The following is a 24,598-nucleotide window of genomic DNA, read 5'->3' on the forward strand; positions in this document are numbered from 1 at the left end:
TGTGCTGGCCTTTTAAGTCTAGAATCTTGTGTCTAACCTACTTTTTCCTGATCAGCAGTTTCTCGCCTGGTTTCACATTAAAGTCTGACTTCTTGTTCCAATCCATAATGTCTTTAATGGTAACGCCATACTTGCGTGATATCTGGTACATACTTTCGCCGGTACCTACAGTATGGTAAACCGTTGCACTGTTTGCTGTAGATGTTTCTGGTGCTTTAACAGGAGTTGTTTCTTCCAGAATTGGAGATTCATCTTCAGAAACTGGGGCTTTTACACGGAGCTCCTGACCTAATTTAATAGCGTTATCAGGTAGGTTGTTCCACTTTTTCAGTTCATCCAGCGTTACATTATACTTCTTGGATATCTGGTAAAGCGTTTCGCCGGCTGCAACTGTATGGATCATCTGACTGCCAAATGGTGCGTCTTGCTCTGTAACTACTGAAGTTTCCTGTTTGAGAGCTGGTGCAGACTGAGGCTCCGCAATCAGTAATTCCTGGCCCATTTTAAGCGGCTGGTCGCCTAAGTTATTCCAGGTAGTAATATCGCTTACAGCTACGGCATACATTTTTGAAATACTATAAAGTGTTTCGCCTTGCTTAACAACATGCCTGGTTGATCTAACTGCAGAGTTTATACTTCCTGTGGTTTCAGCACTTACCGGGTTAGGTTTTTCGCTTGTTACATTTGCCGGCAATTCTTTAATTTCTTCTCCAGTATGAATTGGTGTGCCTGCTGTAGTTGCAGGTTCGTTATTGCCATAACCCAGATATTCTGTTTCTTCTTCCGCTTGCTGCTGTGGCGCCTCAGGCTGTACCGGGGTTACTTTTTTAGTATTCGGGTAAAGTATAAGGTTGCTGTTCTGAGCGGGCTCGGCAGGCGTAATTACTTCCTCTTCTTCCTGCTTTTTTAGAGCATCTTCCAGTTCGGCAACTGTAACAGTTTGTTGCTTTGCAGGAGCTGGCTCCGGTTTTTTTGCAACAGTAGCAGGCTGTTTCGTCTTCTTCTGTTTAAAACTGTTCAGGAATCGCTGAAATCCACTTTCGTGCGGGGCCTGCTCTGTTTGCTTACTAACTGGTGTAGTGTTGTTTGTACTTGCAGCAGCTGTTTTAGCCTGTTTCAGGTCGCGTATTTCTATTGGTGTAGTATGAGGGCGGCGCTTCTGCAACCAAAGCAGGCGGCCTGGCACAGGTACCTCATTACGTGCCATTCGGTTTTTAAATACCAGGTGCTTTAACCTGATGCCATAGTGCTGCGAAATCATTTGCATAGTTTCGCCAGGTTGCACTACGTGGTATTCTGTGTTTGCTGAAATATGTTTTGTTTCGATATAATAAACCTGGCCGGGCTCTATTTTATCAAAATTATGGAGGTCATTGTTCTTTAAGAATTTGCGGGTAGAGATGCCAGCCTGCAACGCCAGTTTATCTTTGGTGTCGCCGGAGCGTGCCACCAGCGCATTCAGGCCATTGCGTTTCACCATCGCAGCCGACTCTACTACTTGTTTTGAGCCAACTGGTGCAGGAGATGTTTTAGTTTGGTTAGATGCCAGCAGGCCGCTATTATCGCTGTTGCGCACTGGTATCATTACATAATAATCTTTATCGGAAGGGATAGAGCTGCCTAAAAGCCACTTGTTATACTTTGCCAGCTCTGCAGGGTCGGTTTGCGAGGCAAGTGCTATATCGGCAAGGCTTTGGCCGGGCGCGGCGCGGTGCTCGCGCAGGGCAAGGGCAGGAGGCGTCATTTTACCTACAAAGTTATCATAAGCTATTTTGTGAGCCAGGAAAGTGAGCACGTAAGGGTGCGTCTTATCCGTGATTTCCATTTTTTTAGCTCCTTTATCCGATGGCTTGGTATAAGCTTTTGCCCCGGTATAGCCTTCCAGGTACGAAAGTAGTGTGTTCAGCCAGTTGTCGTAATAGTTGTTGCTGCGCTTAAAGTATTTTGCTGCCCCACGTGTGGCTTCCAGAATATGGCGGCGCTCATCAACCATGGTATTAATGCGGAGGTTGAAATCTGAAGCAGCCTCTTTCTTAAACTGCCAGAAACCAACAGCATTAGATGTAGATACCGCATCCGGAACCAGGCCGCTTTCCTGCAGCGATAGGTATTTGAAATCGTCCGGCACGCCTTCCTCCGTCAGAACACGTTCGATGAGCGGGAAATACGTATCTGCCAGGTCTACTTTAATTTTAAAATAAGTTTGGTTACGGTGCAGTGCGTCTACTTTTTTCTGAATCTCCTGCTGGCCTGAGTCCGAAATAGTCAGGTGAATGCCTGCAAAGTATACGTTTTTAGGAACAACTACATTTTGCGCAAACGTTAAAAAAGGCAAAAGGAATAATAAGAGAAGTGGTAGAGATTTTCTCATAAATATAAAGGGTAATTATACTTGGCTAATAAGTTATTTCGGATGCTACTTTTGCTTTAAGGCAAGGCCACTAATCAGTTCTGGCATAATATGTTCAGAGCTGAATATAGCTGTTGCAAAATTAACGTAATTTTGCGCTCATTCTAAAGGATAGAACGAACTTCTTTTTTATAAATTTTTGGGGAGGCAATGTAAATGTGCAGTTCCGGCTAAAAGTATGGCCGGAACTGCACATTGTGCGTTCGTTGCAGAGAAAAGTGGTAAGTATAGTTTATAGTTTGCGGGCAATCATCAGGCCATCGCGTACCGGCAGCAAAATGTTCTCTACCCGTTCATCGTCTTGCACCTTTTTGTTAAACGCCAGCAATGCAGCGGTGTCTTCGTCTAATTTTTTGCGGTACTTCTCCAGCACTTTGCCACTCCAGAGCACATTATCGGCAATTATATAACCACCTTTGGCTACTCTGTCAAAAACCATGTCGTAGTAAGTGGCGTTGTTTATCTTGTCGGCATCTATAAATACCATATCAAAAGTAGCATCTATGGTTGGTACAATATCGAGTGCGTTACCAATGTATAGTTTTATACTTTCTGTAAGGCCGGCCTCGGCTATGTAGCCACGCACCATGTCTTCCAGCTCTTCGTTCTTATCTATAGTATGGATAATGCCGCCTGGCTGCAAACCCTCGGCAAGGCAAAGAGCGGAGTAACCGGTATAAGTACCAATTTCGAGCACCTGCTTTGGCTTTACCATTTGCGAGAACATGGCCAGCAGCCTGCCCTGCAAATGCCCTGAAAGCATGCGCGGCTTCAGTACATTCAGGTGTGTCTGGCGGTTTACCTTGCGCAGCAGTTCACTTTCGGCAGTGGTATGCTCTTCTGAATAGCGCAGCAGCTCTTCGTCTATAAATTCCATGGGTCTGATTGTTAATTGATAATTGTTTTTTATTGATTGCTTTTGTAGTAGAGGTATAATGTGAACTCCAAACAGTAAGCAATCAGCAATTAACTAGGCACATAGTTCAGGAAGCTGAGCTGGTCTTCGCGGAGCACGTCGTTAGCAATTTCCACCAGGTCCGGAGCTGTAATGTTCTTGATCTTGTCAAAGATCTCGTTCAGGGTTTCTACCTTGTTCAGGTCTAGTATACTTTTTCCCATCATCATCATCAGGCCCATATTGCTTTCTTCTGCCATTGCCAGTTGGCCCATCAGTTGTTCCTTAGCAGTATGCAGTTGCAACGAGCCAAGCGGTTTTTCGCGCAGCTTTTTCAGTTCTTTCAGTACAAGCGAAGTGGTGCGCTTCAGCTGTTTTTTCTCTGTTCCGAAGTATATCGAAAGCAGACCAGTATCTATATAAGTGGCATAGTTGGCGTCTATAGTATAAACAAGGCCATACTTTTCGCGCACAGCCAGGTTCAGGCGCGAGTTCATGCCGGGCCCGCCCAACAGGTTAACGAGCATAAAAAACGGAATACGGCGCTCATCGCTCAGTGCATAAGCAGGGCAACCCAGTACGCAATGCGCCTGCGAAATAGATTTTTCTATTGTTATAGTTTGCGGCTTATACTTATCAACAAGTATGCGGTCGCGCTCTTTTTTTATAGTTGGGATGTCTTTCAAGAATTTCTCGGCCAGTTTCACTACTTTCTCGAAAGGCAGGTTGCTAACCGAACAAAAAACAATGGCATCGGTGCTTAGGTTGCGGTCAATAAAACTTAAGAAATCCTGCTTCTGGAAACCCGAAACACTTTCTGTAGTACCCAGTATGTTGTTGCCAAGCGGGTGGTTGCCATAGATCACGGCATCAAATTCATCTACAATAGCTTCTTCAGGCGTGTCGAGGTACATGGCCATTTCTTCCAGAATTACGCCACGCTCTTTTTCAATTTCCTTCTCCGGGAAAACCGAACGGAATGTAATGTCTGTCAGCAGCTCAAATGATCGTTCGAAGTGCTTATCCAGCACGGAGCTGTAAAAGCATAACTTTTCCTTGGTAGTATAAGCATTCAGCTCGCCACCTACCGATTCCAGGCTATTAATAATGTGAAAAGATTTGCGCTTGGCCGTACCTTTAAAAGCCATGTGCTCCCAGAAATGGGCCAGGCCTTGCTGCACCGGCAACTCATCGCGGCTGCCTATATCAAGTATAAAGCCGCTGTGCGCGATTTTGGTGTGTGTAACTTGTTTGTGAACGATACGGATACCGTTCGGTAATGTATGGATATGATAATCAAGCATTAAGTCGCGAGTTAGCCTGCAAAGTTACGGGAAAGAGCGTTGAGTTAAAAGTGATGTTAGATTTTTGAGGAGGATATGATTTGATTTCGGTGTTGTTGAAAGTGTGGAATTGTTTTATAGTTGAAGCTTTTGCAGTTAGGTAAGCAGGTATAGTTGCGTAGTTGGTTTTCTTCCTCATTTATACTTACCTATAGTTTCAATTTATACTTTGGTGCCCTCATGGCCGGGCGGCCTCGTCTTTGGGCATCGCGCTGTGTTCCCTTCCTTTGCTCCTAACGTCGCAATGCCTTACGGCACCGGAATCTCACAAGGCGCTCTCTAAAGGGGGCCCCTGCACCCTCACCCAAGGACTGGAAACGACACTTCTTCGTTAGCGGCTTTGTAACTGGAACTAAGTCCCCCTTTGAAGGGGGCAGGGGGATGTTTTATTTCAACTATGAAACTATAACTTATCCATCCAGATTTTTCGCAACACTCAGAATGACAAATCACACTTGTCTCAAAGCTTCTATCTATTCTTTGCCTGGCCGCCAACGTTAATTACAAAACCAAGCGAGAAAACAGAATAGCCGGCTGTAAGAGATTTACGGTTTTTAAGGCCGAAATTACCGCCACTGGTATATTGTAGCTGCACCGATGGGCTTAAGGCAAGGCGGGTATAAAAGATGGGCTCCAGGAAAATATTATCTTCAGTGGTTTGGTCTACGCCATTGAGTTGGTACTTATTCATGTTGATGTAGCTGGCGCGCAGGGCGGTGCCATAGTTAAGCGGAAACTCATAACTCAGCAACCTTAATGATTTTTTGCGTTTCGAGCTGAAGTTTACCTGTACAAAGTATTTACCGAAATTAGCTTCGCGGCGGTCGTAAATCATCTCGCCTTTCTCATTCTCGTCTTTTTCTATACGGTCGCTGCTGCCACGGCCAAGACCACCGTAAATTTCCAGCACGCGGTCCTGGTTAGGGCCGAAGGTGGTAAAATAACCGCCGCCAGCTTCGAGCAGGTTATGTTTGAAATCACGCTTTTTCCGCTCGCTGTTCAGCATAGAGCCATTTACAAGTACAGCAAAATGGTCAGAAACGGCATAGGCAGTGTTAAAGGTAATATTGCCTTTTGGCGTAACATGGGCGGCAGCGCTCAGCTCGCCTTGTTCGGTAAACATAGGCACGTTGGGCACATTGGGCATGTAAGTAGAAACGCAACCCGACAACAAAAATAAAAGACCGGCAATAAGACTAAGAGAGTAAACGTGTTTTTTCATAAAAAGCTGAAAGTGGGTAAAACGTGTGCTTGCAGGATTTTACCGGTTAATTCTGAAATATAATTATGGGCATGTTGCACCAACTGCAAATATCAAGAGACACAACGAGAATCTTTAATTTTTATTCATCCCCAATGCCCGGATTTTAACTGATTGTGGATAAATAATGCTTTTTGTGGAAAGGTATAAGCTGCTTAACTCAAAGCCTGAATTTATACTTTGCTTTTAACTACGGGCACTTTCGCGTAGCTTTGCCTTAACGGCATGAAAAATATACTGATCATACAAACGGCTTTTTTGGGAGATGTGGTGCTGGCAACGGCGCTGGTAGAAAAACTGCATACTTTTTACCCGAATGCCCGCCTGGACTTTCTGCTGCGCAAAGGAAACGAATCGTTGCTGAAAGGCCATCCGCTGCTGAATGAAGTATTGATATGGGATAAGCAGCAAGGCAAGTATAAAAGCCTGCTTAAATTGCTGGGCCACATCCGTAAACAAAAGTATGACCTTGTAGTTAACGTGCAGCGCTTTGGTGCTACCGGCATACTTACGGCCTTGTCTGGTGCCCGTGAAACAGTTGGTTTCGATAAAAATCCTTTCTCCCGTTTCTTTACGCGCCGCTACCAGCACGATGTAGAATCAGGTACACATGAAGTAGAGCGCAACCATTTGCTCATTCAAAGTATAACGGATAGCCAGGCAGCTAAACCTAAGCTATACCCATCTGAACAGGATTTTATAAAAGTACAGCCCCTGAAGCAGCAGCCTTTTATCTGTATGGCGCCAACTTCGGTATGGTTTACAAAGCAGTTCCCGAAAGAGCAGTGGGTTACACTTATTAATAGTATAGCCCCAAACTATACAATATACTTACTGGGCTCGCCGGCCGATAAACAGCACTGCGACGATATTATAGTACAAAGTATAAACAGGCAGGTGGTAAATCTGTGCGGGCAGCTAAACCTGTTGCAATCGGCGGCACTGATGCAGGACGCTATACTTAATTATGTGAACGACTCGGGCCCGATGCACCTGGCTTCGGCTCTGAATGCGCCAACCTGTGCAGTTTATTGCTCTACAGTACCACGTTTTGGCTTTGGCCCACTGGCCGAATTTGCGGAGGTGGTAGAAAGAGAAGAACCATTATATTGCCGCCCTTGCGGTTTGCATGGTTACAAAGCCTGTCCGCAAGGTCATTTTAAATGCGCCCGCGATATCCGTAACGAGCAATTACTTGAAGTGCTGACCCTGGCAGAAGCGCAGGCTGTTATCTAAATCCACTTTTTAAGATTCTATACTTATTTTATACTTGTGGCCGTTAGTTTACAAATGTTGTAAGCCTAACAGGTGCACACTTTATACTTGCCTGCTTCAGAATTTTTATATCTTAGTATCAGCTTAAAATCTATGCCTTCAGGTATAGAAACCGTATCCTGACATAACCAGCAGATAAAACTATGAGATATATGCCCATCAGTCCGGAGTTGTTTATCCAGAACCGGCATAACTTTACCAAGCGGCTCCAGCCCTCCTCCATCGCCATTTTTCACTCCAACGACATCATGCCAACCAACGCGGATGGCACTATGGCTTTCCGGCAAAACAACGATCTGTTTTACCTGTCGGGGGTAGACCAGGAAGAAAGTGTATTGCTGCTTTTTCCGGATGCCCGCGACCAGCGGATGAAGGAAGTACTATTTGTGCGCGAAACAAACGACCATATTTTAACCTGGGAAGGCTATAAACTCACCAAAAAGCAGGCGCAGGAAGTATCAGGAATCAAAACCATACTTTGGACGCACGAATTTAAATCAGTATTAAACTCCCTGATGCTGGAGGCTGAGCATGTATACCTGAACTCAAACGAGCACCTGCGTGCCGTGGTGGAGGTAGAAACCCGCGATGCCCGTTTTATAAAATGGTGTAAAGAAACTTACCCGCTGCATAAGTATGAGCGCAGCGCACCCATCATGCATTACCTGCGGGCCATCAAATCAGAGCATGAAATTGCGCTCATAAAAAAAGCCTGCCACATTACCGAGCTTGGTTTCCGCCGGCTACTGAATTTTATAAAACCAGGGGTAATGGAGTATGAAATAGAAGCGGAGCTGTACCATGAGTTTATCCGTAACCGATCGCGCGGACCAGCCTATGGTTCTATAATTGCCTCTGGCGCGAATGCCTGCATCCTGCATTATGTAGATAACGACCAGGAGTGTAAAGACGGTGACCTTGTACTGATGGATTTTGGTGCCGAATATGCCAACTATGCCTCCGATCTTACCCGCACTGTTCCGGTAAACGGCAAATTTACGCCTCGCCAGCGCGATGTGTACGAAGCCGTATTGCACGTAATGAAAGCAGCCACACAAATGCTGGTGCCCGGCAATACCCTCGATCAGTACCACGCTTTTGTGGGCACTGTAATGGAAAACGAGCTGATAAGGCTGGGGCTGCTTACTGTAGAGGATGTGAGAAACCAGAACCCGGATAAACCGCTATACAAAAAATACTTTATGCATGGCACCTCGCATTTATTAGGTTTGGATGTGCATGATGTGGGAAGCAAGTACAGACCGTTTGAAGAAGGTATGGTGTTTACCTGCGAGCCGGGCATATATATAAGAGAAGAAGGTATAGGAATAAGGTTAGAGAACGATATCCTGGTTACCAGAAATGGCCCTGTAGATCTGATGAAAGATATTCCGCTGGAGGCTGATGAAATAGAAAGCCTGATGAATCGTTAAAAGTAACGAAAGTTTATAATGCCTAAGGAGGCTGCCAATGTCATTGGCAGCCTTTTTTGTTGCACTTACACTATTTTTCCTGCCTTTAAATTTTTTTTTTTGCACGGATAAAACCTTGTCAGGCGGTTGCAGTTGAATTAATCAGGTGTACCTTATTTCCTGACGGGATAGGTATACCTCTACTGAAATGGTGCAATAACACATTTGAATGTCAGGTAATTAAAGTAAACGTTTAAGAAAACTAGAATGTATGGTAAAACTCTACATTTCCTTTCAAGCATCCACATCTCCTTATGAAGTTAACCCGCTTGCCAGAATTTTAATATGGCAGCAGAAAAACTTAGCTGAAATATGTACGTATTGACATATCAAAATATACTTTGTAAAACTATGCAAAAATATCTCTCAAAATTAAGTACAGCTGCTCTGGCGTCTGTCTGCCTGCTGGCAGCTAATACAGACTCACTTGCGCAAAGTGCAGATCAAAAAACAAACATTCAGATATACGGTAGTGCCCTTCAGTACAAAGGCGAGCTTGAAAACCAGCATTTCGAAGCCGACAGGCTAGAGTGGGGTGGTGGCCTTTCGCTTAACCGTTATATCAGCCCGTCTTTTGATGGTGGCCTGCACCTGACCTATGGTAGCACCGAAGCTGCAAACCCGAGCCTGGGTAAATTTGATGCTCAGCTTGGAACTGCCATGTTAGGCTTAAGGCTGAAAATGAACAATGGCAAAATCCTGAAAGAGGATGCATTTATCGGGCCATACCTGTTTGTGAACGGTGGTGGTGCATGGGTTAAAACCGATGCAACAAGAGCCGACGGAACAGTGCAGCAAGATGATAAATTCTTCACGCCAGCTGCTTTAGGTGGTGCCGGTTTGCGTTTCCGTTTCTCTGATGCTGTTAGTGCCTTTATCCAGTCTGGTTACATGGTAACTGGAAACGATAAGATCGATGGTTATGAAGGTGGTGGCAACGACCGCTTCCTGATGCATAACGTTGGTCTTGGCTTTAACTTAGGTAAAGCAAAAGATACTGATGCTGATGGTGTTCCGGACAGAAGAGACAAATGCCCTGATACTCCAACCGGTGTTCAGGTTGATAAGCAGGGTTGCCCTGTTGATACTGACGGCGACGGTGTTGCTGACTACCAGGATGAGTGCCCTGCTGAGGCTGGCGTAGCTAACTTAGGTGGTTGCCCAGATAAAGACGGCGACGGTGTAGCTGATAAAAACGACCAGTGCCCTGATGAAGCCGGTACAGCCGCTACAAACGGTTGCCCTGATGCTGATGGCGACGGTGTTGCAGACAAAGACGATAAGTGCCCAGACACTCCGGCTGGCCAGCAGGTAGGTGCCGATGGTTGCGCTACTGACTCTGACGGTGACGGTGTTGCTGATGACAAAGACCTTTGCCCTAACTCTGCAGGCCCGGCTGATAAAGGTGGTTGCCCTGAGCTTGATGCCCGTACTTTAAAACTGATGGAAGAGAAAGTACGCTTCGAGTTTGACCAGGCTCGTGTACAGGATGGTTACCAGCAATTGCTTGACAGCATTGTAGTTGCCCTTGAGAAATACCCTGACCACGTACTCCTGATCAAAGGTCACGCTGACCACATCGGTTCTGAAGAGTATAACCAGGCATTGTCTGAGCGCAGAGCACAAGCTGTAAAAGATTACTTAGTATCTAGAGGTGTTAAAAACCCAGACAGACTGGTAACTAAAGGCTACGGTGAAACTCAGCCACTTGTAAAAGTTAATACTCGCCTTTCAAAAGCAAGAACTGCTACGGCACGTGCCCGAAACAGACGAGTAGGCTTTGAGCTCAACACCCCTGAGATGAAGATCAATATGGAGTAAGCTCCGGCTAAATATTAAAACAAAAAAGGCGCCGCAGAATTTTCTGCGGCGCCTTTTTTGTTTATGATTAGTGGTAACTATCGGGATTTGTACCTTAATTAAGCTAACAGCTTTTCCAGAATTGTCTTTCCTTCGGGCCAGTCGCCTATGTTAGAGTATGAATTAATATGGCCTTTTGCACCAACGTTCACAAACTCGCTGCCCCAGATATCAGCCAAGTATTCAGCCCGCTCTATGGTCAGGTAATCATCGTCGGTACTAGCAACAAGTATAGTTCTGAATGGTAATTTATGTTTGGGGAAAGGAGCGAAGTCTAACACTTCTTTTAGAGAAACATCTGTTTCAACTTCAGGCGGAGCCACAAGCAGTGCACCTTTTATATTGGCGTTATACTTTCTTGCCCAATGTATCACCGTCAGGCAGCCCAGGCTGTGTGCAACCAGCACAATTTCTTTATTGCCAGCTTGCTTAATTACTTCCTGCAGCTTCTCTACCCAATCATGGCAAACCGGGTTATCCCAATTGTTTTGCTGCACGCGTATACTTTGTGGTTGCTGCGCCTGCCATAAGCTTTGCCAGTGCTCAGGCCCTGAATTCCCTAATCCGGGCACATGTATAATCTGTATTTCGGGCATCTGCTATACTTTGTTTGATGGTTGAAAGCCTGCAAAATAACAAAGTATAAAGTATAGCTTAACCTGAAAGTATAAACTCAGGTAATAATTTCTTCTGGCCACATTAGCATAAGAAGTAATTAAGGGGTAAGTATAAATCTTACAGTGCACTGGAGTATGGGTTGGGTTTGCCGAGCGAGAAAGCTTCGGAAAGCAACCTGTAAGACTCCAGCCTGTCTTCAAAATCGTGGGTTATAGTTACCAGTACCAGCTCATCTGCATCGTAGGCTGCAGCCAGGGTTTCCAGCTTTTCCTTTACCTGGTCAGGGGTACCGCTAATTATGCGTTGCCGGTTATGGTTTATGCGCTCTTGCTCTGCAGGCGTATACTTTTGAGCTACTACATCTTTGTAAGGAGGTATGCCTGCAAGTATGCCTTTCTCAACCCGGAGCATTACCAGGTCCATAGTTTCCTGTAGTTCTGCTACTTTTTCTTCTGTGTTGGCGCAAAGTACAAATACACCTACATTGGTTTTAGGCTTGTTAAAAAACTCCGACGGATGAAAATGCTGTTTATAGTTCTGTACTATAGCTGGCCCGCCGTTAGGATTAATAAAATGTGCGAAAGAGAATGCAAGCCCGAAATTAGCTGCAAATAAAGCACTTTGGCCACTGGAGCTTAGCAGCCATACCGGCGGCACAGTAGGGGCCTGCGGAATGGCGCGTATTTTTTCGGTTACATGGCCTGGCTCAAAAGAGTCGTGCAGGTAGTGGCCCAGGTGCTGCAACTGCTCTATAAATTGCTGCTCATCAAAATCGTTGGATGGATTAAGTATAGCTGCTGTAAGGCGGTCGGTGCCGGGTGCGCGGCCGATGCCCAGATCTATGCGGCCCGGGAAAAGGATTTCCAGCATTTTAAAATTTTCAGCTACTTTAAGGGCGCTGTAGTGCGGCAACATAACGCCACCAGCACCAACCCGAATGCGTGTTGTTTCGCCGGCCAGGTGCGCTATCAGTACCTCCGGCGTTGAGCCAGCCAGGCCACGCGAGTTATGGTGCTCTGATACCCAATAGCGTGTAAAGCCTAAGGTATCGGCAGCTTTTGCCAAATTTATAGTTTCTTTAATAGCCTGCACTGCGTTGCCACCCTTGCGTACAGGAGACTGATCTAACACACTGAGTTTTATCTTCTTTTTTCTATCCATGAATTGGCCAAACCGTTTATATCTGTTAAACAAAAGCAGTATGGTTATAAACAATCTTATACTTGTACAGCTAAACCCTTATTAAAGGTTATTGTTTTAGTAAACAGATACTGTTCAATGTGCAATTTGCCTGCAGGTCGGAGTTATACAGATCAGGATTTTCTGACAAAGTATAAATATGCGGAAGGCAGCCTGAAAGAAAGTATAAGGCAAATGCTTAAGTATAAAGAAGAGGGTAGCAGCTGAAAAGAATAGTTCTTTCAGGTTAGATTGGCAGTAAGTATAACTGTGAGTTTATTGTTTTGAAGCCAGCAAGTATAAAACCGCCATCCGGATAGCAACACCATTTTCTACCTGGTTCAAGATAATGGAATGGTGAGAATCGGCAGCATCGGAGCTAAGTTCTACGCCACGGTTTATAGGGCCCGGGTGCATCAGCGTAATTTCTTTGTCCAGGCTGTCCAGCATTTTTTTGTCGATGCCATAGTATAAAGTATACTCACGCAACGACGGGAAATATTTCATTTGCTGGCGCTCTAACTGTATACGCAGCACGTTAGCCACATCGCACCATTCCAGGGCCTTACGCACGTTTAGTTCTACCTTAACGCCCAGTTCTTTTATATACTTTGGCAAAAGGGTAATAGGGCCGCAAACCATTACTTCAGCGCCTAGTTTCTGCAAGGCAAAGATGTTGGACAGGGCCACGCGCGAATGTAGAATATCGCCAATAATTACCACTTTTTTGCCAGCTACATCGCCATACTTCTCCCTGATAGAAAAAGTGTCGAGCAGGGCTTGGGTAGGGTGTTCATGGGTGCCATCGCCGGCGTTTACAATATTGGCTTTTATGTGGCGGCTAAGAAAGTGAGGCGAACCCGGGCTGGAGTGGCGCATCACGATCATATCCACTTTCATGGCCAGGATATTATTTACGGTATCAAGCAGGGTTTCGCCTTTTTTAACAGAACTGCTGCTGCTGCTGAAGTTGATCACATCCGCTGAAAGCCTTTTTTCTGCCAGCTCAAACGATAAACGGGTGCGGGTAGAATTCTCGAAGAAAACGTTGGCAATGGTAATATCTCGCAACGACGGCACTTTCTTTATCGGTCGGTTCAGGACATCTTTAAAGTTATCAGCCGTTTCAAAAATAAGCTGAATATCTTGTGCGGTGATGTCTTTGATGCCTAACAGGTGCCTGACGCTGAGCTCTTGCATGAGTAAGAATTAGTCTTCGTTTTTAGTGATAAGCCAGATATTATCTTCGGTTGCGCTATCGCCTTTCCATTCTACGAGCACCCGCTGGCTTTGCAGCGAGTTTACCCTGCGGCCTACGTACGTTGCCTCAATGGGCAGGTCGCGGCTATAGAGGCGGTCTATAAGTACCAGCAATTCCACGTTTGCCGGCCGGCCATAAGCGATCATGGCATCCATGGCAGCCCTTACAGAACGCCCTGTATACAATACATCATCTACCAAAATTACCTTTTTGCCCTCTACCAGGAAATCAATTTTAGTAGCATTGGCTGTTAGAGGTGTTTCTCTTCTACGGAAATCGTCGCGGTGAAAGGTGGTATCGAGGTAGCCGGTTGGTACTTGTTTGCCAAGTATAGTTGCCAGCGTTTGTTGTAGGCGTTGTGCTACCTGTTTGCCGCGCGGTTGCAGCCCAAGTATAACAGAATCAGAAAAGTCGCCGTGGTTCTCAATAAGCTGGTGGCAAAGGCGCATCACCATGATATCGAGTAGTTGATGGTTTACGATGAGTCTTTTCTGCATAGCTGAATGTATGTATTGCAAATATAGAGGGTTCAGGCAATAAGCGAAAATAATTGTTGATTCTTGTTTGGATTGTAATGTCAGTTTTGTGATTTCGACGATAGGAGGGATGTGGTATAGCCAAAGTTTTTGTAACTGATTAGAAGGCTATACTTTCATACTTGCTGTTTCGCTCAGTCTTATTACTTTATCGTTTCATTTTATACTTTGGCTCGCTCCAAGCCCGCGTGGGCTCGTCCTTTGGCATCGCACTGTGTTCCCTCCTGCCTCCACTGCGCTGCGGCTGCCCTAAACGGGCACCGGATCTCACAAGGCGCTCAACCCAAGGACTGGGTACAGATTAGATAGCAAGTAGCTATGCAACTGGAAAGCAGAAGTGTCCCTTTGAGGACAACCTAAAGCGGGAGCTTTAGAGTTGCGAGCAGAGCTCAATAGGGGTGTCAAAACAGTAACTATGAAACTATACTTTAACTATAGGGCGAAGGCTGTATTTGCTCCCCGCCTTAGACAAGGAGGGGTTGGGGGTGGGTTTATACTTTGAGATTAGCAAATCATACTTCGATTTCATCATATTTCTCGGCAAGCTTGAAATGACAACTGATATAATAAGCAGAAGCAAAATCCGCATCGCTGTTAGACCCGGTCAAAAACTGATCTTATTGATAAAGAACACGCTTCTCCCGCCATCTTCACCGGATCTGATGCGTTGGAAGCCGAAAGCAGCGAAGTGCGAACCATACCATTTGCGAATGCCGGTTTCTTCGGTGGTGCTGATTTTGTCCTTTTTGTCGTAACTCAGCAGTTCCAGTTCGTTTTCCTTGTCGTTATACTCGTCCTGGTGCATGATGGAATATTTGATTTTGCCATTTTCCGGATAAGCCATTATTACTTTGCCATCGGGGCTGTAGCCAACTTCTAAGGCATGGGTTAGCTCTAAGGTTACTACATCTTTCAGTTTAAAGCAATTATCCCAAAGCAACGTTCCGTTCTTATCAAAAGCCAGGGCAACAGCGTGGGTGCGTTTATAACCCTCCATTGGGCGTGCTCCTGCCGTTCTGATAGACATATTAAAGTATGTAGAGGTGTTCTGATACTGCGGGAAGTATACTTCTAAGGGCAGAATGTAGCCTTCCGGTGTGGTTATAAGATCGTGCAGCAGAACGCGGTAATGGTAACCTGGCTCTTTTCCAGTTTTCTGGCGGTCGGCCTCGCGGGCTCGCAGGCGCTTTTCGCGTTTCGGGCTAATGAATTTAAAAAAGTTCTTTAGCTGAAGCAGGCTGTAAAACTGGCCCTCAACCACCTGTGAGGCAACTGGTGCTGCAAAAAAGCCCTGCATAAAACGCAGGTCGCGGGTGCCATAGGTGCCGAATAGCATTTTACCGGAACTGTCGCCGGGTGTTACTTCTGCACTCAAAAGGCTTTTGTCGGGTTTCTGAAGTATAAAATGGTTGCTGATAAGTTCACCATCGGCAGCAAAGCTCTTTACCTGCAGTCTTGAAATTCGGCCATTGGATTCGGTAAGCACTACATCCATGCGGTTATGTTCCGGGTCAGCGAGCAGGTCTGAAAAAGTAGACTGGTTGCCATAGATGCTGGGTAACTGCTTTACTTCTTTCTTTTCCGGATTAGCGTGCAATAGCAGTGGTTTTTCGTCGGTGCCCTTGCGTCCGATCAGGAAGTATTTGCCCTGGAGCACTTTAAACTCATACAGGAAATCTAGTTCAACTTCGAGTTCGGTTACCTGCAACGCTCCGGTAGCCATGTCTATCCGCAGGAATTTATACTCGTCGGGGTTAGCGTTTTGGAAGGCGAAATAAGTATAAGGCTCTTCTGTAGTATAACGGATATACTGGTCGGCAGCCTCTAAATCCAGGTTTTTGCTCCATACTTTCTCCAGCTTATGGTTATACTTTTCGAGCAGGAAAGTAGCTTTGGTGCCCCAGGCATTATCAGTTTTGCTATAAACCAGCAGGCTGCTGTCGGGTAGTGCAATTACCTGTACCTCGGTGTCTTCTATTTTGTAAGGAAGTTCAAGGCGGAGACTTTGTACAGGAGATTGTGCGCATAGCAGGGCTGGTGCAAGCGCAAGCAGGCACAGCAGCAGGAAACGTACTTTAGGCATAGGGTTAATCATGCTAATAAGTACCAGAATAGTATAAGAGTGGCTTTAGGGCTTTGTACTCTGTTTAGCCCATATTCGTTGTTATACTTTAAAGAATCCTGCTGCCGGCAAGTGCTAGTTGCCCAGGGCAAGCAACACATCAAATTCTTTGGCCTGCAGCGGCATTACCGAAAGGCGCGACTGGCGCAGCAGGGCAATATTCTCAAGGCGTTTGTCCTGCTTTATCTGTTCCAGTGTAACCGGGTCTCTGAAATCGCGGAAAGGTACCAGGTCTACGGCTACCCATTTGGCATCGTCAGTGGTTGGGTCGGGGTAAGCGGCTTTGTCTACTTTGGCTATGCCCACTATTGCTTTCTGGGTTACGCTGTGGTAAAACAGTACCATGTCGCCGGGCTGCATTTGCTGTAGGTTATTTCTTGCCTGGAAATTTCGTACGCCATCCCAGCAGGCACGGCCATCTCTCACTAAATCAGCCCACGAAAATGTCTCGGGCTCCGACTTTACTAACCAGTAATGCATGTGTTAATTTAATTGCTAAATAAATATTGAACTTGAGGTAGATTTTAAAGATTCAGAGCTGCCTTTTGTTAAACCGAATCCCATCAACAGAGTAACTCAGCTTATAAAGTATAATTATTTTTTGGAAGCCTGCTTCTTCCTGATCTTCAGCACGTCATTCTTAAGCGATACTATTTCTAAACTATAGTTTTCTTCGGGGCTGCCATTGCCGTTAATATGAACATTTATAGTATTTTTCTCGCCTAATGTCCATTTCCCGGGGCGCTCTTCCAAGCCGTCAGTTGGGGCAATTTCGTATTGTTTTATCACGTTGTCGGGCTCCAGTGCAAAACCGGTTCTGCCACGCGAAGGCGCAAAATCATACGTGTTGGGGCGGTATACTGTAATGTCGCCTTCGTCTTCTTCAAAAGAATGGAGCCAGGTTTTGCCCATCAGCTCGCTTTTTAATTTTTCCTGTTTTTTACAGGTGCCGGCCAGCAAAAACAGGCACAAAATGCAAAGTAACGAAGCGTGTTTCATAGCAGATACAGTTGCTCTTTTATCAGAGACGGTTTACAAGGCTAAGGTACGTAATTCCGGCTTTATATAGAAGCAAGAGAATATAAAACGTGGTGGCTAATGGATGGCGGGGTTTGTGCCGGTTTTCATATCTTTGTAAGTATACAGGAGATAGCCTTGGAAAATAGAAAGATCATAAAGCTGTTTAAGCTGACGGCCGAGCTGCTGGAGCTGCACGACGCCAACCCGTTTAAGGTGCGTGGTTACGCCAATGCCATTGCCGCGCTGGAACTGGTAGAAGAGCCTTTATCTGTTAAAACGCAGGCCGAGCTGGAAAGTATAGCCGGTGTAGGCAAGGGCATTGCAGCTAAAATTGTAGAAATAAATGCTACCGGCTCTTTCGAAGAACTGGACCAGATGCTGGCCGCCACGCCTCCGGGTGTGGTAGAAATGCTAAGTATAAAAGGCATCGGCCCTAAAAAAGTACGCCTGATCTGGAAAGAACTGGGCACCGAAACCCTGGAAGAACTGCTGGATGCCTGCGAGCAGGATAAGCTGAGCAAGATTAAAGGCTTTGGTGCTAAAACGCAGGAAACAGTAAAACAGGCGCTTCTTTTTACGCAGCAAAACCGTGGTAAACTTTTGTATGCCGAGGCCGAATCTGCTGCCGAAGAACTGCTTCAAAGTATAAAATCCGTGTTCCCGGATGCTAAGGTAGAAGTTGCCGGTGATGTACGCCGCAGGCTCGAGATTGTGGAGTCGTTGCAGTTTGTGGTGTCTACCGATTCTCCGGCCACCGCGCACGAAAAGCTGAACCAGCTGAACATAGTGGAGCAGGATGTGCGAAAATCAGGTCCGGTTGTTTGGCGTGGCCAGCACCGCGTTAGCAATCTGCCATTGGAAGTATACTTTGCTTCTGATGATTGTTTTGCCAACGAGCTTCTGAAACGCTCTGCTTCGCAGGCGCACCTGGGGCAGGTGTTTGCTGCCGGTAAATGCATCATGTCTGTTATCCGCGAAGGAAATCATACTTCAGAAGAAGATATTTATGCATCGGCAGGTATGGCCTTTATAGTACCAGAACTGCGCGAAGGCACCAACGAGCTGCAGCTGGCCATGGAAAACAAGCTGCCTAAATTGCTGGAGTTATCCGACCTGAAAGGTATTCTGCACAACCACAGCACATATTCTGATGGCGCTCATACTTTAGAGCAAATGGCTACCTTTTGCCGAGACATGGGCTACCAATACATGGGCATTTCGGATCACTCTAAAACAGCTGCCTATGCAGGCGGTTTGCGAGAAGGCGATGTGCTGCGCCAGCAGAAAGAAATTGATGAGCTAAACCAAAAACTGGCTCCTTTCAAAATATTTAAAGGTATAGAATCTGATATTTTAGGCGACGGTTCCCTGGATTATGAAGAGGATATTCTGAAGACCTTCGATTTTATAGTTGCTTCTATCCACAGCAACCTGAACATGGATGAGCAGAAAGCGACTGCCCGCCTGATTACCGCCATCGAAAACCCTTACACTACTATGCTGGGCCACCCAACCGGCCGCCTGTTGCTGCGCCGCGAGGGTTACCCGATAAATCATAAAATGGTCATCGATGCCTGCGCTGCTAACAATGTTATCATCGAAATTAATGCAAACCCGTGGCGGCTGGACCTGGACTGGCGCCATGTACAATATGCCCTTGAAAAGGGAGTGATGATAAGTATAAACCCAGATGCGCACCACACCAGTGGTTACGACGATATGAAGTATGGCGTGCTCGTTGGCAGAAAAGGAGGCCTTACAAAAGAGATGACCTTTAATGCAAAATCGGCAGAAGAAGTGGAGAAGTATTTCAGGGAGCGAAAGGAGCGGATAAAGTAATCTGTAATGCCTAAAATCCTAATCCTTCGTTTTTCTTCTATCGGCGATATTGTACTGACTACGCCCGTTATCCGCTGCATTAAGCAACAGGTGCCGGGTGCGGAGGTGCATTATTGTACCAAACCAGCCTTTAAAAGTATACTCGATCATAATCCCTATGTTGATAAAGTACATGTTCTGAGTGGTGGCCTGAATGAACTGATTCAGCAACTTAAGGCCGAGAATTTTGACTATGTAGTAGACCTGCACAATAACCTGCGTACCCGCATCATTAAAACGCGACTGGGCAAGCCAAATAAGAGCTTCAATAAGCTGAATTACGAAAAGTGGCTGATGGTTAACTTTAAGCTAAACCGCCTGCCCGATGTGCATATAGTGCAACGTTACTTAGATGCAGCAGCTGCGCTTGGCATACACGACGATGGCAAGGGGTTGGATTATTTTATACCTGACCAAGATGAAGTAGACTTGCAAACGCTGCCGGTGCCTTTTCAGAACGGTTATATCGCCTTTGCTATTGGAGCCCAGCATTACACCAAACGTTTGCCCACCGAGCGCATTATAGAATTGTGCAGCCTTTTGCAGCAACCCGTTATACTTTTAGGAGGCAAAGAAGATGCTGCCACTGGCGATGAAATTGTGCAACAGGTAGGGGAGAAGAATATTGTACTCAATGCCTGTGGCAAGTATAACCTCAACGGATCGGCCTCTTTGGTAAGGCAGGCAGCTAAAGTGGTGAGTCATGATACTGGCCTGATGCACATTGCAGCTGCTTTTCAGAAGGAAATTATCAGTATTTGGGGCAATACGATACCAGAGTTTGGGATGTATCCGTTCCGGGCAAAGTATAAAGTGCTGGAGGTGGAAGGGCTAAGCTGCCGGCCTTGCTCTAAAATAGGCTATAGCAAGTGTCCGAAAGGCCATTTCAGGTGCATGCGCGATATTAAATTTGAAGATTTAGAAATTAAAGAAAATGCCGAAGTATAACTTAACCTGGCAGGATACAGATGCCCAGTTACTGGACGCTTTACTGCTGGCAACAGGCGGCGAAGGAAACACAGGATTACAGGATGTGCTCCTGATGGCCGATGCTGTGGATGGTACTGTTTTTACGCTTGATGAACTGGAGCAAGGCCTGCAGAAGCTGCTGGCAGTTGGTTTTGTAACAGTACAAAAAAACAAACTGGCGCTAACGCCGGAGTTCCTGGAGAAGTATGAGCAGATTACTTTACAGGAAGATAGTGCCACTGATAATCAAAAACCACTGATAAAACTGCTACAGCAACAGCCATTAAGCGAAGAGAAGATAGAAGAAGTACGAAGCACCGTACTTAAAAAGTATAAACTCAAGAACCATTATCAACAGTACCTGGAACAGTTTGGGTAGGCCTCGGAGAGATTTGAAGAGGAGAAGATGAAATAACGAGCTGTTTCGGATTTCTTAATCCGCGTTAGCAGGAATACGGGATTAGGAAATCCCCAGCAGTTATACTTCGGGCCAGGAAGTCCGAAACAGCCAAAGCCTGGCAGAGCAAGCAATCAAAAGACCTTACAGCGCCTTTAAGACCTGTAAGTGTCTCAAGTAACTATAAAAACAAAAAGCCGATGATGCTCTCAGCGGCTTTTTGTTTTATCAGATTTAGAGAATTTTCAAATCTCCACATCTTCAAATTTTCAAATCATAAACAATCCTCAAATCCTAACCAATCTTCTCAAATCCTAGGTATGGGTGCAGCACCTTTGGCATATTTATACCATCAGGGGTCTGGTTATTTTCAAGTATAGCGGCTACAATGCGTGGCAAAGCAAGGGCACTACCGTTTAATGTATGCAGTAGCTGCGTTTTACCAGATTCAGTTTTGTAACGCAGTTTCAGTCGGTTGGCCTGGTACGTTTCGAAGTTACTGCAAGAGCTAACTTCCAGCCAGCGGCCTTGTGCTGTAGAGTATACTTCCATGTCGTAAGTAAGGGCAGAGGTAAAGCCCATATCGCCGCCGCAAAGGCGCAGCACACGGTAAGGTAATTCCAGTTTTTGCAGTAGGCTTTGTATGTAGCTGCTCATTTCTTCCAGAATTTCATAAGATTTTTCCGGAAGCGAAATCTGTACAATTTCTACCTTATCAAACTGGTGCAAACGGTTCAATCCGCGCACATCAGCACCCCACGAGCCAGCTTCTCTTCTGAAACATGGCGTATAACCTGCGTTTTTGATAGGCAGTTTATCTACTGGCACAATCTCGTCGCGGTAAATATTGGTAATTGGCACCTCGGCAGTTGGTATCAGGTACAGGTTATCGGCAGTGGCGTGGTACATCTGGCCTTCCTTATCCGGTAACTGGCCGGTGCCGTAGCCCGACGCTTCGTTGATAAGTATAGGTGGCTGTACTTCCATGTAGCCGGCTTTCATGGCCTCATCCAGGAAGAAATTAATAAGCGCGCGCTGCAAACGGGCACCCTGTTTTTTGTAAACAGGGAAACCTGCACCGGTTATTTTATTGCCAAGATCGAAGTCAATAATATCGTATTGCTTTATAAGCTCCCAATGAGGAAGAGCGCCTGCATGCAAAGTAGGAATTTCGCCATGTTGGAGAACTACTTCGTTGTCTTCTGCTGTTCTTCCTGCAGGCACACTTTCGTGTGGCAGGTTAGGTAATTTATATAACGCTTTTTGTATCTCATCTTCAATTGCTGACAGCTGCTCGGCAAGCGTTTTGGTTCTCTGCTTCAGTTCGGATGTTTCTGATTTAAGCGATTCGGCTTTTTCGCGTTCGCCGCTTTTCATCAATGCGCCAATTTCTTTTGCAATAGAATTGGCTCTGCTCTGGAGTTCATCGTGTTCGTTCTGCACCTGGCGGCGTTGCTGGTCGAGCTCTAGCAAAGCGGCAACTTCCTGGGCTGCATTTTTGTAGTTTTTCTTGTTCAGTGCGGCAACTACAAAGTCGGTCTGCTCTCTTAAAACTGTTAGCTGTAGCATAAATTAACGTATATAGAGGTACAAAAATATACTTTTTTGAGTAGTATTGCGGCATTTACGAAATCTTTTAGCTAAAATCTGAAACATTTTCAACAAAAAACTCCGTAATATTTGTTAATTAGACATCATTGCAATAACATTGCGGTACATTTTGAAAAAGACTCTTTCCTGAGTCTTACAAACTCTATCACAAGCAAACCTGTTTTCCCTATATTAAGATAAAGCTCGCGCTGCGTTCGCACACCGCGTACCCGGCAAGTTAATTTAACTACCACACCATTATTTATGTACAATATTGAAGAATTGAAAGATAGGCTTCTTTCAGAACTCAAGGAAATTGCGGAAGACTTGGGCGTCCAGAACTTTAAAAAGCTGAGCAAACAAGACATTATTTACAAGATCCTTGATCAGCAAGCCATTACCCCGCCTGAAAAGTTACCTAAAAAGTACAAAACGCCTGCCCAATCAGTCGCTGTTAGCGAGTCCCCTGAAGAAACCACGAAGGAATTAGTAGAAGAGCGAGTAGCACCTGCACCGGTGGTAGCAGAAGCAGCCGCACCTGCAAGACAAGAAAGAAAACCTGCACGTGAATTTGTAGCCCGGAGAGAGGGTAGTGCCGCGCAAACTTTTGTAGCAGCACCTGCACCAGTTAAAGATCATGGCCCGCAGCAGCAACGCGAGCGCATACAGCAGCCGCGCCGTGATAACCGCAACGAAGGCCGCGAACAGGTAGTTAGCGAGCAACGTGCTGAGCGCACCGAAGTACGAGAACAAAGACAAGACCGCTCAGATAACCGTGGTAACGATAACCGTGAGCAGCGAGTTGATAACCGTGGCGAGCAGCAGCGCGAACAACGCCCTGAACGTGGAAACGAAAACCGTGAGCAACGCGAGAATGTTAACCGCAACACCGACCAAGGACAGCGCCGTGGCCAGCAGCAAGTAAATGCCAGTACCAGCAACTTTAAGGAGTTTGACGGAATAATCCTAAACGAAGGCGTTCTGGAGCTGATGCAGGATGGTTATGGTTTCCTTCGCTCTACGCATTATAATTACCTGGCATCGCCTGATGATATTTATGTATCGCCATCGCAGATAAAATTATTTGGACTGAAAACCGGTGATACTGTAAAAGGCCAGATACGCCCGCCAAAAGAAGGCGAGAAGTATTTTGCCCTGTTAAAAGTAGAAACTGTAAACGGCCGTACTACAGAAGAAATTCGTGATCGTATCCCGTTCCAGCACCTTACACCGCTTTTCCCTGAAGAGCGTTTAAAGTTAACTACCCGCCCAAGTCAGCTTTCAACCCGTATACTTGACCTGTTTGCTCCAATTGGTAAAGGCCAGCGTGGTATGATTGTGGCGCAGCCTAAAACTGGTAAAACCGTGTTGCTGAAAGAAATTGCCAACGCTATTTCTGAAAACCACCCGGAAGTATACCTGATGATCCTTCTGATCGACGAACGCCCTGAAGAGGTTACAGATATGGCACGCAGCGTAAAAGCTGAGGTAATTGCATCAACATTTGATGAGACTGCTGAGCGCCATGTGAAAGTATCGAGCATTGTGCTGGATAAAGCGAAGCGTATGGTGGAGTGTGGCCACGACGTGGTTATATTGCTGGATTCTATTACGCGTCTGGCCCGTGCTTATAACACCGTGGTTCCGTCGTCTGGTAAGATCTTATCGGGTGGTGTGGACGCCAACGCGCTGCACAAGCCGAAGCGTTTCTTTGGTGCTGCCCGTAATGTTGAGAATGGTGGTTCACTTACGATCATTGCCACCGCGCTTATCGATACAGGTTCTAAAATGGACGAGGTTATCTTTGAAGAATTCAAGGGTACTGGTAACATGGAACTACAGCTGGATCGTAAGTTGGCTAACAAGCGTATCTACCCGGCTATCGACGTTCCTGCATCTGGTACACGTCGCGAAGACCTGCTGATGGACAGAGACGAGCTGAACCGTGTTTGGATCCTGCGCAAGTACATGTCAGATATGACCTCTGTAGAAGCTATGGAGTTCTTAAAAGACAGAATGACAGGCACCAAGAGCAACGAGGAGTTTTTGATTTCGATGAACGGCTAAGTAGAGCTGAGTTAAAGTATAAAACGAGCCTGTTTGTGGTGAACACAGACAGGCTCGTTTGTTTTATAGGAATGTAATTATAATAGATGAGGGGATGTATGCTTTACTTGTAAACGCTCCTGCCATCTGAACGATAGGAACGATCTGGTATAGTTTCATAGTTACTGCTTTTGATAACTGGCAACCAAACTATACTTTCAAATTACCCATTTTTCTGGGTGCTTTACTTACCTATCGTTTCATTTTTGCTTTGGCTCGCTCCAAGCCCGCGAGGGCTCGTCCTTTGGTATCGCGCTGTGTTCCCTCCTGCCTCCGCTCTGCTGCGGCTGCCCTTAGCGGGCACCGGATCTCACAAGGCGCTCAGCCCAAGGACTGGGTAGGATACATCTTCGTTAGCGGCTATGCAATTGGAACCTGTTGTAGGGACAGGTCTAGACCTGCCCGC

The 24,598-nt window shown here is 45.9% G+C and carries 20 protein-coding genes; 8 read left to right on the forward strand and 12 right to left on the reverse strand.

From position 1 onward, the window contains the following. Nucleotides 1-37 precede the first annotated feature (37 nt). The 4 genes from LWP20_RS04145 to LWP20_RS04160 all read right to left on the reverse strand — a co-directional run bounded on the left by LWP20_RS04145 (nucleotide 38) and on the right by LWP20_RS04160 (nucleotide 5,870). On the reverse strand, nucleotides 38-2,371 hold the full coding sequence (locus LWP20_RS04145) for a LysM peptidoglycan-binding domain-containing protein (RefSeq protein ID WP_242926843.1): 2,334 nt from the start codon (nucleotides 2,369-2,371) through the stop codon (nucleotides 38-40). 271 nt (nucleotides 2,372-2,642) lie between these two features. Further along, on the reverse strand, nucleotides 2,643-3,287 hold the full coding sequence (locus tag LWP20_RS04150) for an O-methyltransferase (protein WP_242926844.1): 645 nt from the start codon (nucleotides 3,285-3,287) through the stop codon (nucleotides 2,643-2,645). Between the two features lie 89 nt (nucleotides 3,288-3,376). Then, entirely contained in the window at nucleotides 3,377-4,609 is a 1,233-nt protein-coding gene (locus LWP20_RS04155) for a M16 family metallopeptidase (RefSeq protein ID WP_242926845.1), read from the reverse strand. 508 nt (nucleotides 4,610-5,117) lie between these two features. Next, entirely contained in the window at nucleotides 5,118-5,870 is a 753-nt protein-coding gene (locus tag LWP20_RS04160; RefSeq protein WP_242926846.1) for a hypothetical protein, read from the reverse strand. Between the two features lie 264 nt (nucleotides 5,871-6,134). On the opposite strand from LWP20_RS04160, the gene LWP20_RS04165 reads away from it, so the two are divergent. The 3 genes from LWP20_RS04165 to LWP20_RS04175 all read left to right on the forward strand — a co-directional run bounded on the left by LWP20_RS04165 (nucleotide 6,135) and on the right by LWP20_RS04175 (nucleotide 10,477). Beyond that, complete coding sequence (locus LWP20_RS04165) at nucleotides 6,135-7,145, forward strand: glycosyltransferase family 9 protein (RefSeq protein ID WP_242926847.1); 1,011 nt, start codon at nucleotides 6,135-6,137, stop codon at nucleotides 7,143-7,145. 182 nt (nucleotides 7,146-7,327) lie between these two features. Next, on the forward strand, nucleotides 7,328-8,617 hold the full coding sequence (locus tag LWP20_RS04170; protein ID WP_242926848.1) for an aminopeptidase P N-terminal domain-containing protein: 1,290 nt from the start codon (nucleotides 7,328-7,330) through the stop codon (nucleotides 8,615-8,617). Nucleotides 8,618-9,007: 390 nt separating this feature from the next. Further along, entirely contained in the window at nucleotides 9,008-10,477 is a 1,470-nt protein-coding gene (locus LWP20_RS04175; protein WP_242926849.1) for an OmpA family protein, read from the forward strand. Nucleotides 10,478-10,575: 98 nt separating this feature from the next. Here the strand turns inward: LWP20_RS04175 and LWP20_RS04180 are convergent, their stop codons facing one another. Further along, nucleotides 10,576-11,112, reverse strand: a complete 537-nt coding sequence (locus LWP20_RS04180; RefSeq protein ID WP_242926850.1) for an RBBP9/YdeN family alpha/beta hydrolase — start codon at nucleotides 11,110-11,112, stop codon at nucleotides 10,576-10,578. Nucleotides 11,113-11,251: 139 nt separating this feature from the next. Further along, entirely contained in the window at nucleotides 11,252-12,295 is a 1,044-nt protein-coding gene (locus LWP20_RS04185; RefSeq protein WP_242926851.1) for an LLM class flavin-dependent oxidoreductase, read from the reverse strand. Between the two features lie 117 nt (nucleotides 12,296-12,412). Here LWP20_RS04185 and LWP20_RS18220 point away from each other — a divergent pair, with 117 nt between their 5' ends. Then, nucleotides 12,413-12,541 (forward strand): hypothetical protein, encoded by a 129-nt coding sequence (locus tag LWP20_RS18220; RefSeq protein WP_262914523.1) that lies wholly within the window; start codon nucleotides 12,413-12,415, stop codon nucleotides 12,539-12,541. A gap of 48 nt (nucleotides 12,542-12,589) precedes the next feature. On the opposite strand, the gene LWP20_RS04190 is transcribed toward LWP20_RS18220, so the two are convergent. From LWP20_RS04190 to LWP20_RS04210, 5 genes are all read right to left on the reverse strand, one after another. Then, nucleotides 12,590-13,513: an aspartate carbamoyltransferase catalytic subunit gene (locus tag LWP20_RS04190; RefSeq protein ID WP_242926852.1), complete on the reverse strand. Its 924-nt coding sequence runs from the start codon at nucleotides 13,511-13,513 to the stop codon at nucleotides 12,590-12,592. Between the two features lie 9 nt (nucleotides 13,514-13,522). Then, on the reverse strand, nucleotides 13,523-14,071 hold the full coding sequence (gene pyrR, locus LWP20_RS04195) for a bifunctional pyr operon transcriptional regulator/uracil phosphoribosyltransferase PyrR (protein ID WP_242926853.1): 549 nt from the start codon (nucleotides 14,069-14,071) through the stop codon (nucleotides 13,523-13,525). A gap of 643 nt (nucleotides 14,072-14,714) precedes the next feature. Continuing rightward, nucleotides 14,715-16,193: a hypothetical protein gene (locus tag LWP20_RS04200; RefSeq protein ID WP_242926854.1), complete on the reverse strand. Its 1,479-nt coding sequence runs from the start codon at nucleotides 16,191-16,193 to the stop codon at nucleotides 14,715-14,717. Between the two features lie 114 nt (nucleotides 16,194-16,307). Further along, the gene (locus tag LWP20_RS04205) at nucleotides 16,308-16,712 is read right to left on the reverse strand and encodes an EVE domain-containing protein (RefSeq protein WP_242926855.1); all 405 of its coding nucleotides are present in this window, start codon (nucleotides 16,710-16,712) and stop codon (nucleotides 16,308-16,310) included. Between the two features lie 114 nt (nucleotides 16,713-16,826). Beyond that, nucleotides 16,827-17,231 (reverse strand): hypothetical protein, encoded by a 405-nt coding sequence (locus LWP20_RS04210; protein WP_242926856.1) that lies wholly within the window; start codon nucleotides 17,229-17,231, stop codon nucleotides 16,827-16,829. Nucleotides 17,232-17,330: 99 nt separating this feature from the next. Between LWP20_RS04210 and polX the strand changes: the two genes are divergently transcribed. Genes polX through LWP20_RS04225 form a run of 3 tightly spaced genes read left to right on the forward strand, consistent with a single transcriptional unit; the run spans nucleotide 17,331 to nucleotide 20,478 of the window. After that, nucleotides 17,331-19,091 carry a DNA polymerase/3'-5' exonuclease PolX gene (gene polX, locus LWP20_RS04215; RefSeq protein ID WP_242926857.1) on the forward strand — a complete coding sequence of 587 codons (1,761 nt, stop codon included), beginning with the start codon at nucleotides 17,331-17,333 and terminating at the stop codon, nucleotides 19,089-19,091. Between the two features lie 6 nt (nucleotides 19,092-19,097). Then, nucleotides 19,098-20,078: a glycosyltransferase family 9 protein gene (locus LWP20_RS04220; protein WP_242926858.1), complete on the forward strand. Its 981-nt coding sequence runs from the start codon at nucleotides 19,098-19,100 to the stop codon at nucleotides 20,076-20,078. Beyond that, nucleotides 20,065-20,478, forward strand: a complete 414-nt coding sequence (locus LWP20_RS04225; protein ID WP_242926859.1) for a hypothetical protein — start codon at nucleotides 20,065-20,067, stop codon at nucleotides 20,476-20,478. Before LWP20_RS04220 ends, LWP20_RS04225 begins: the two co-directional genes overlap by 14 nt. Before the next feature lie 312 nt (nucleotides 20,479-20,790). On the opposite strand, the gene serS is transcribed toward LWP20_RS04225, so the two are convergent. Further along, on the reverse strand, nucleotides 20,791-22,065 hold the full coding sequence (gene serS, locus LWP20_RS04230) for a serine--tRNA ligase (RefSeq protein WP_242926860.1): 1,275 nt from the start codon (nucleotides 22,063-22,065) through the stop codon (nucleotides 20,791-20,793). A gap of 285 nt (nucleotides 22,066-22,350) precedes the next feature. On the opposite strand from serS, the gene rho reads away from it, so the two are divergent. Then, complete coding sequence (gene rho, locus LWP20_RS04235) at nucleotides 22,351-24,153, forward strand: transcription termination factor Rho (RefSeq protein WP_242926861.1); 1,803 nt, start codon at nucleotides 22,351-22,353, stop codon at nucleotides 24,151-24,153. The last annotated feature ends 445 nt before the right edge of the window (nucleotides 24,154-24,598 follow it).

Origin of the sequence: Pontibacter vulgaris, assembly GCF_022758145.1 — a bacterium.
In the GTDB taxonomy this organism is placed as follows: domain Bacteria; phylum Bacteroidota; class Bacteroidia; order Cytophagales; family Hymenobacteraceae; genus Pontibacter; species Pontibacter vulgaris.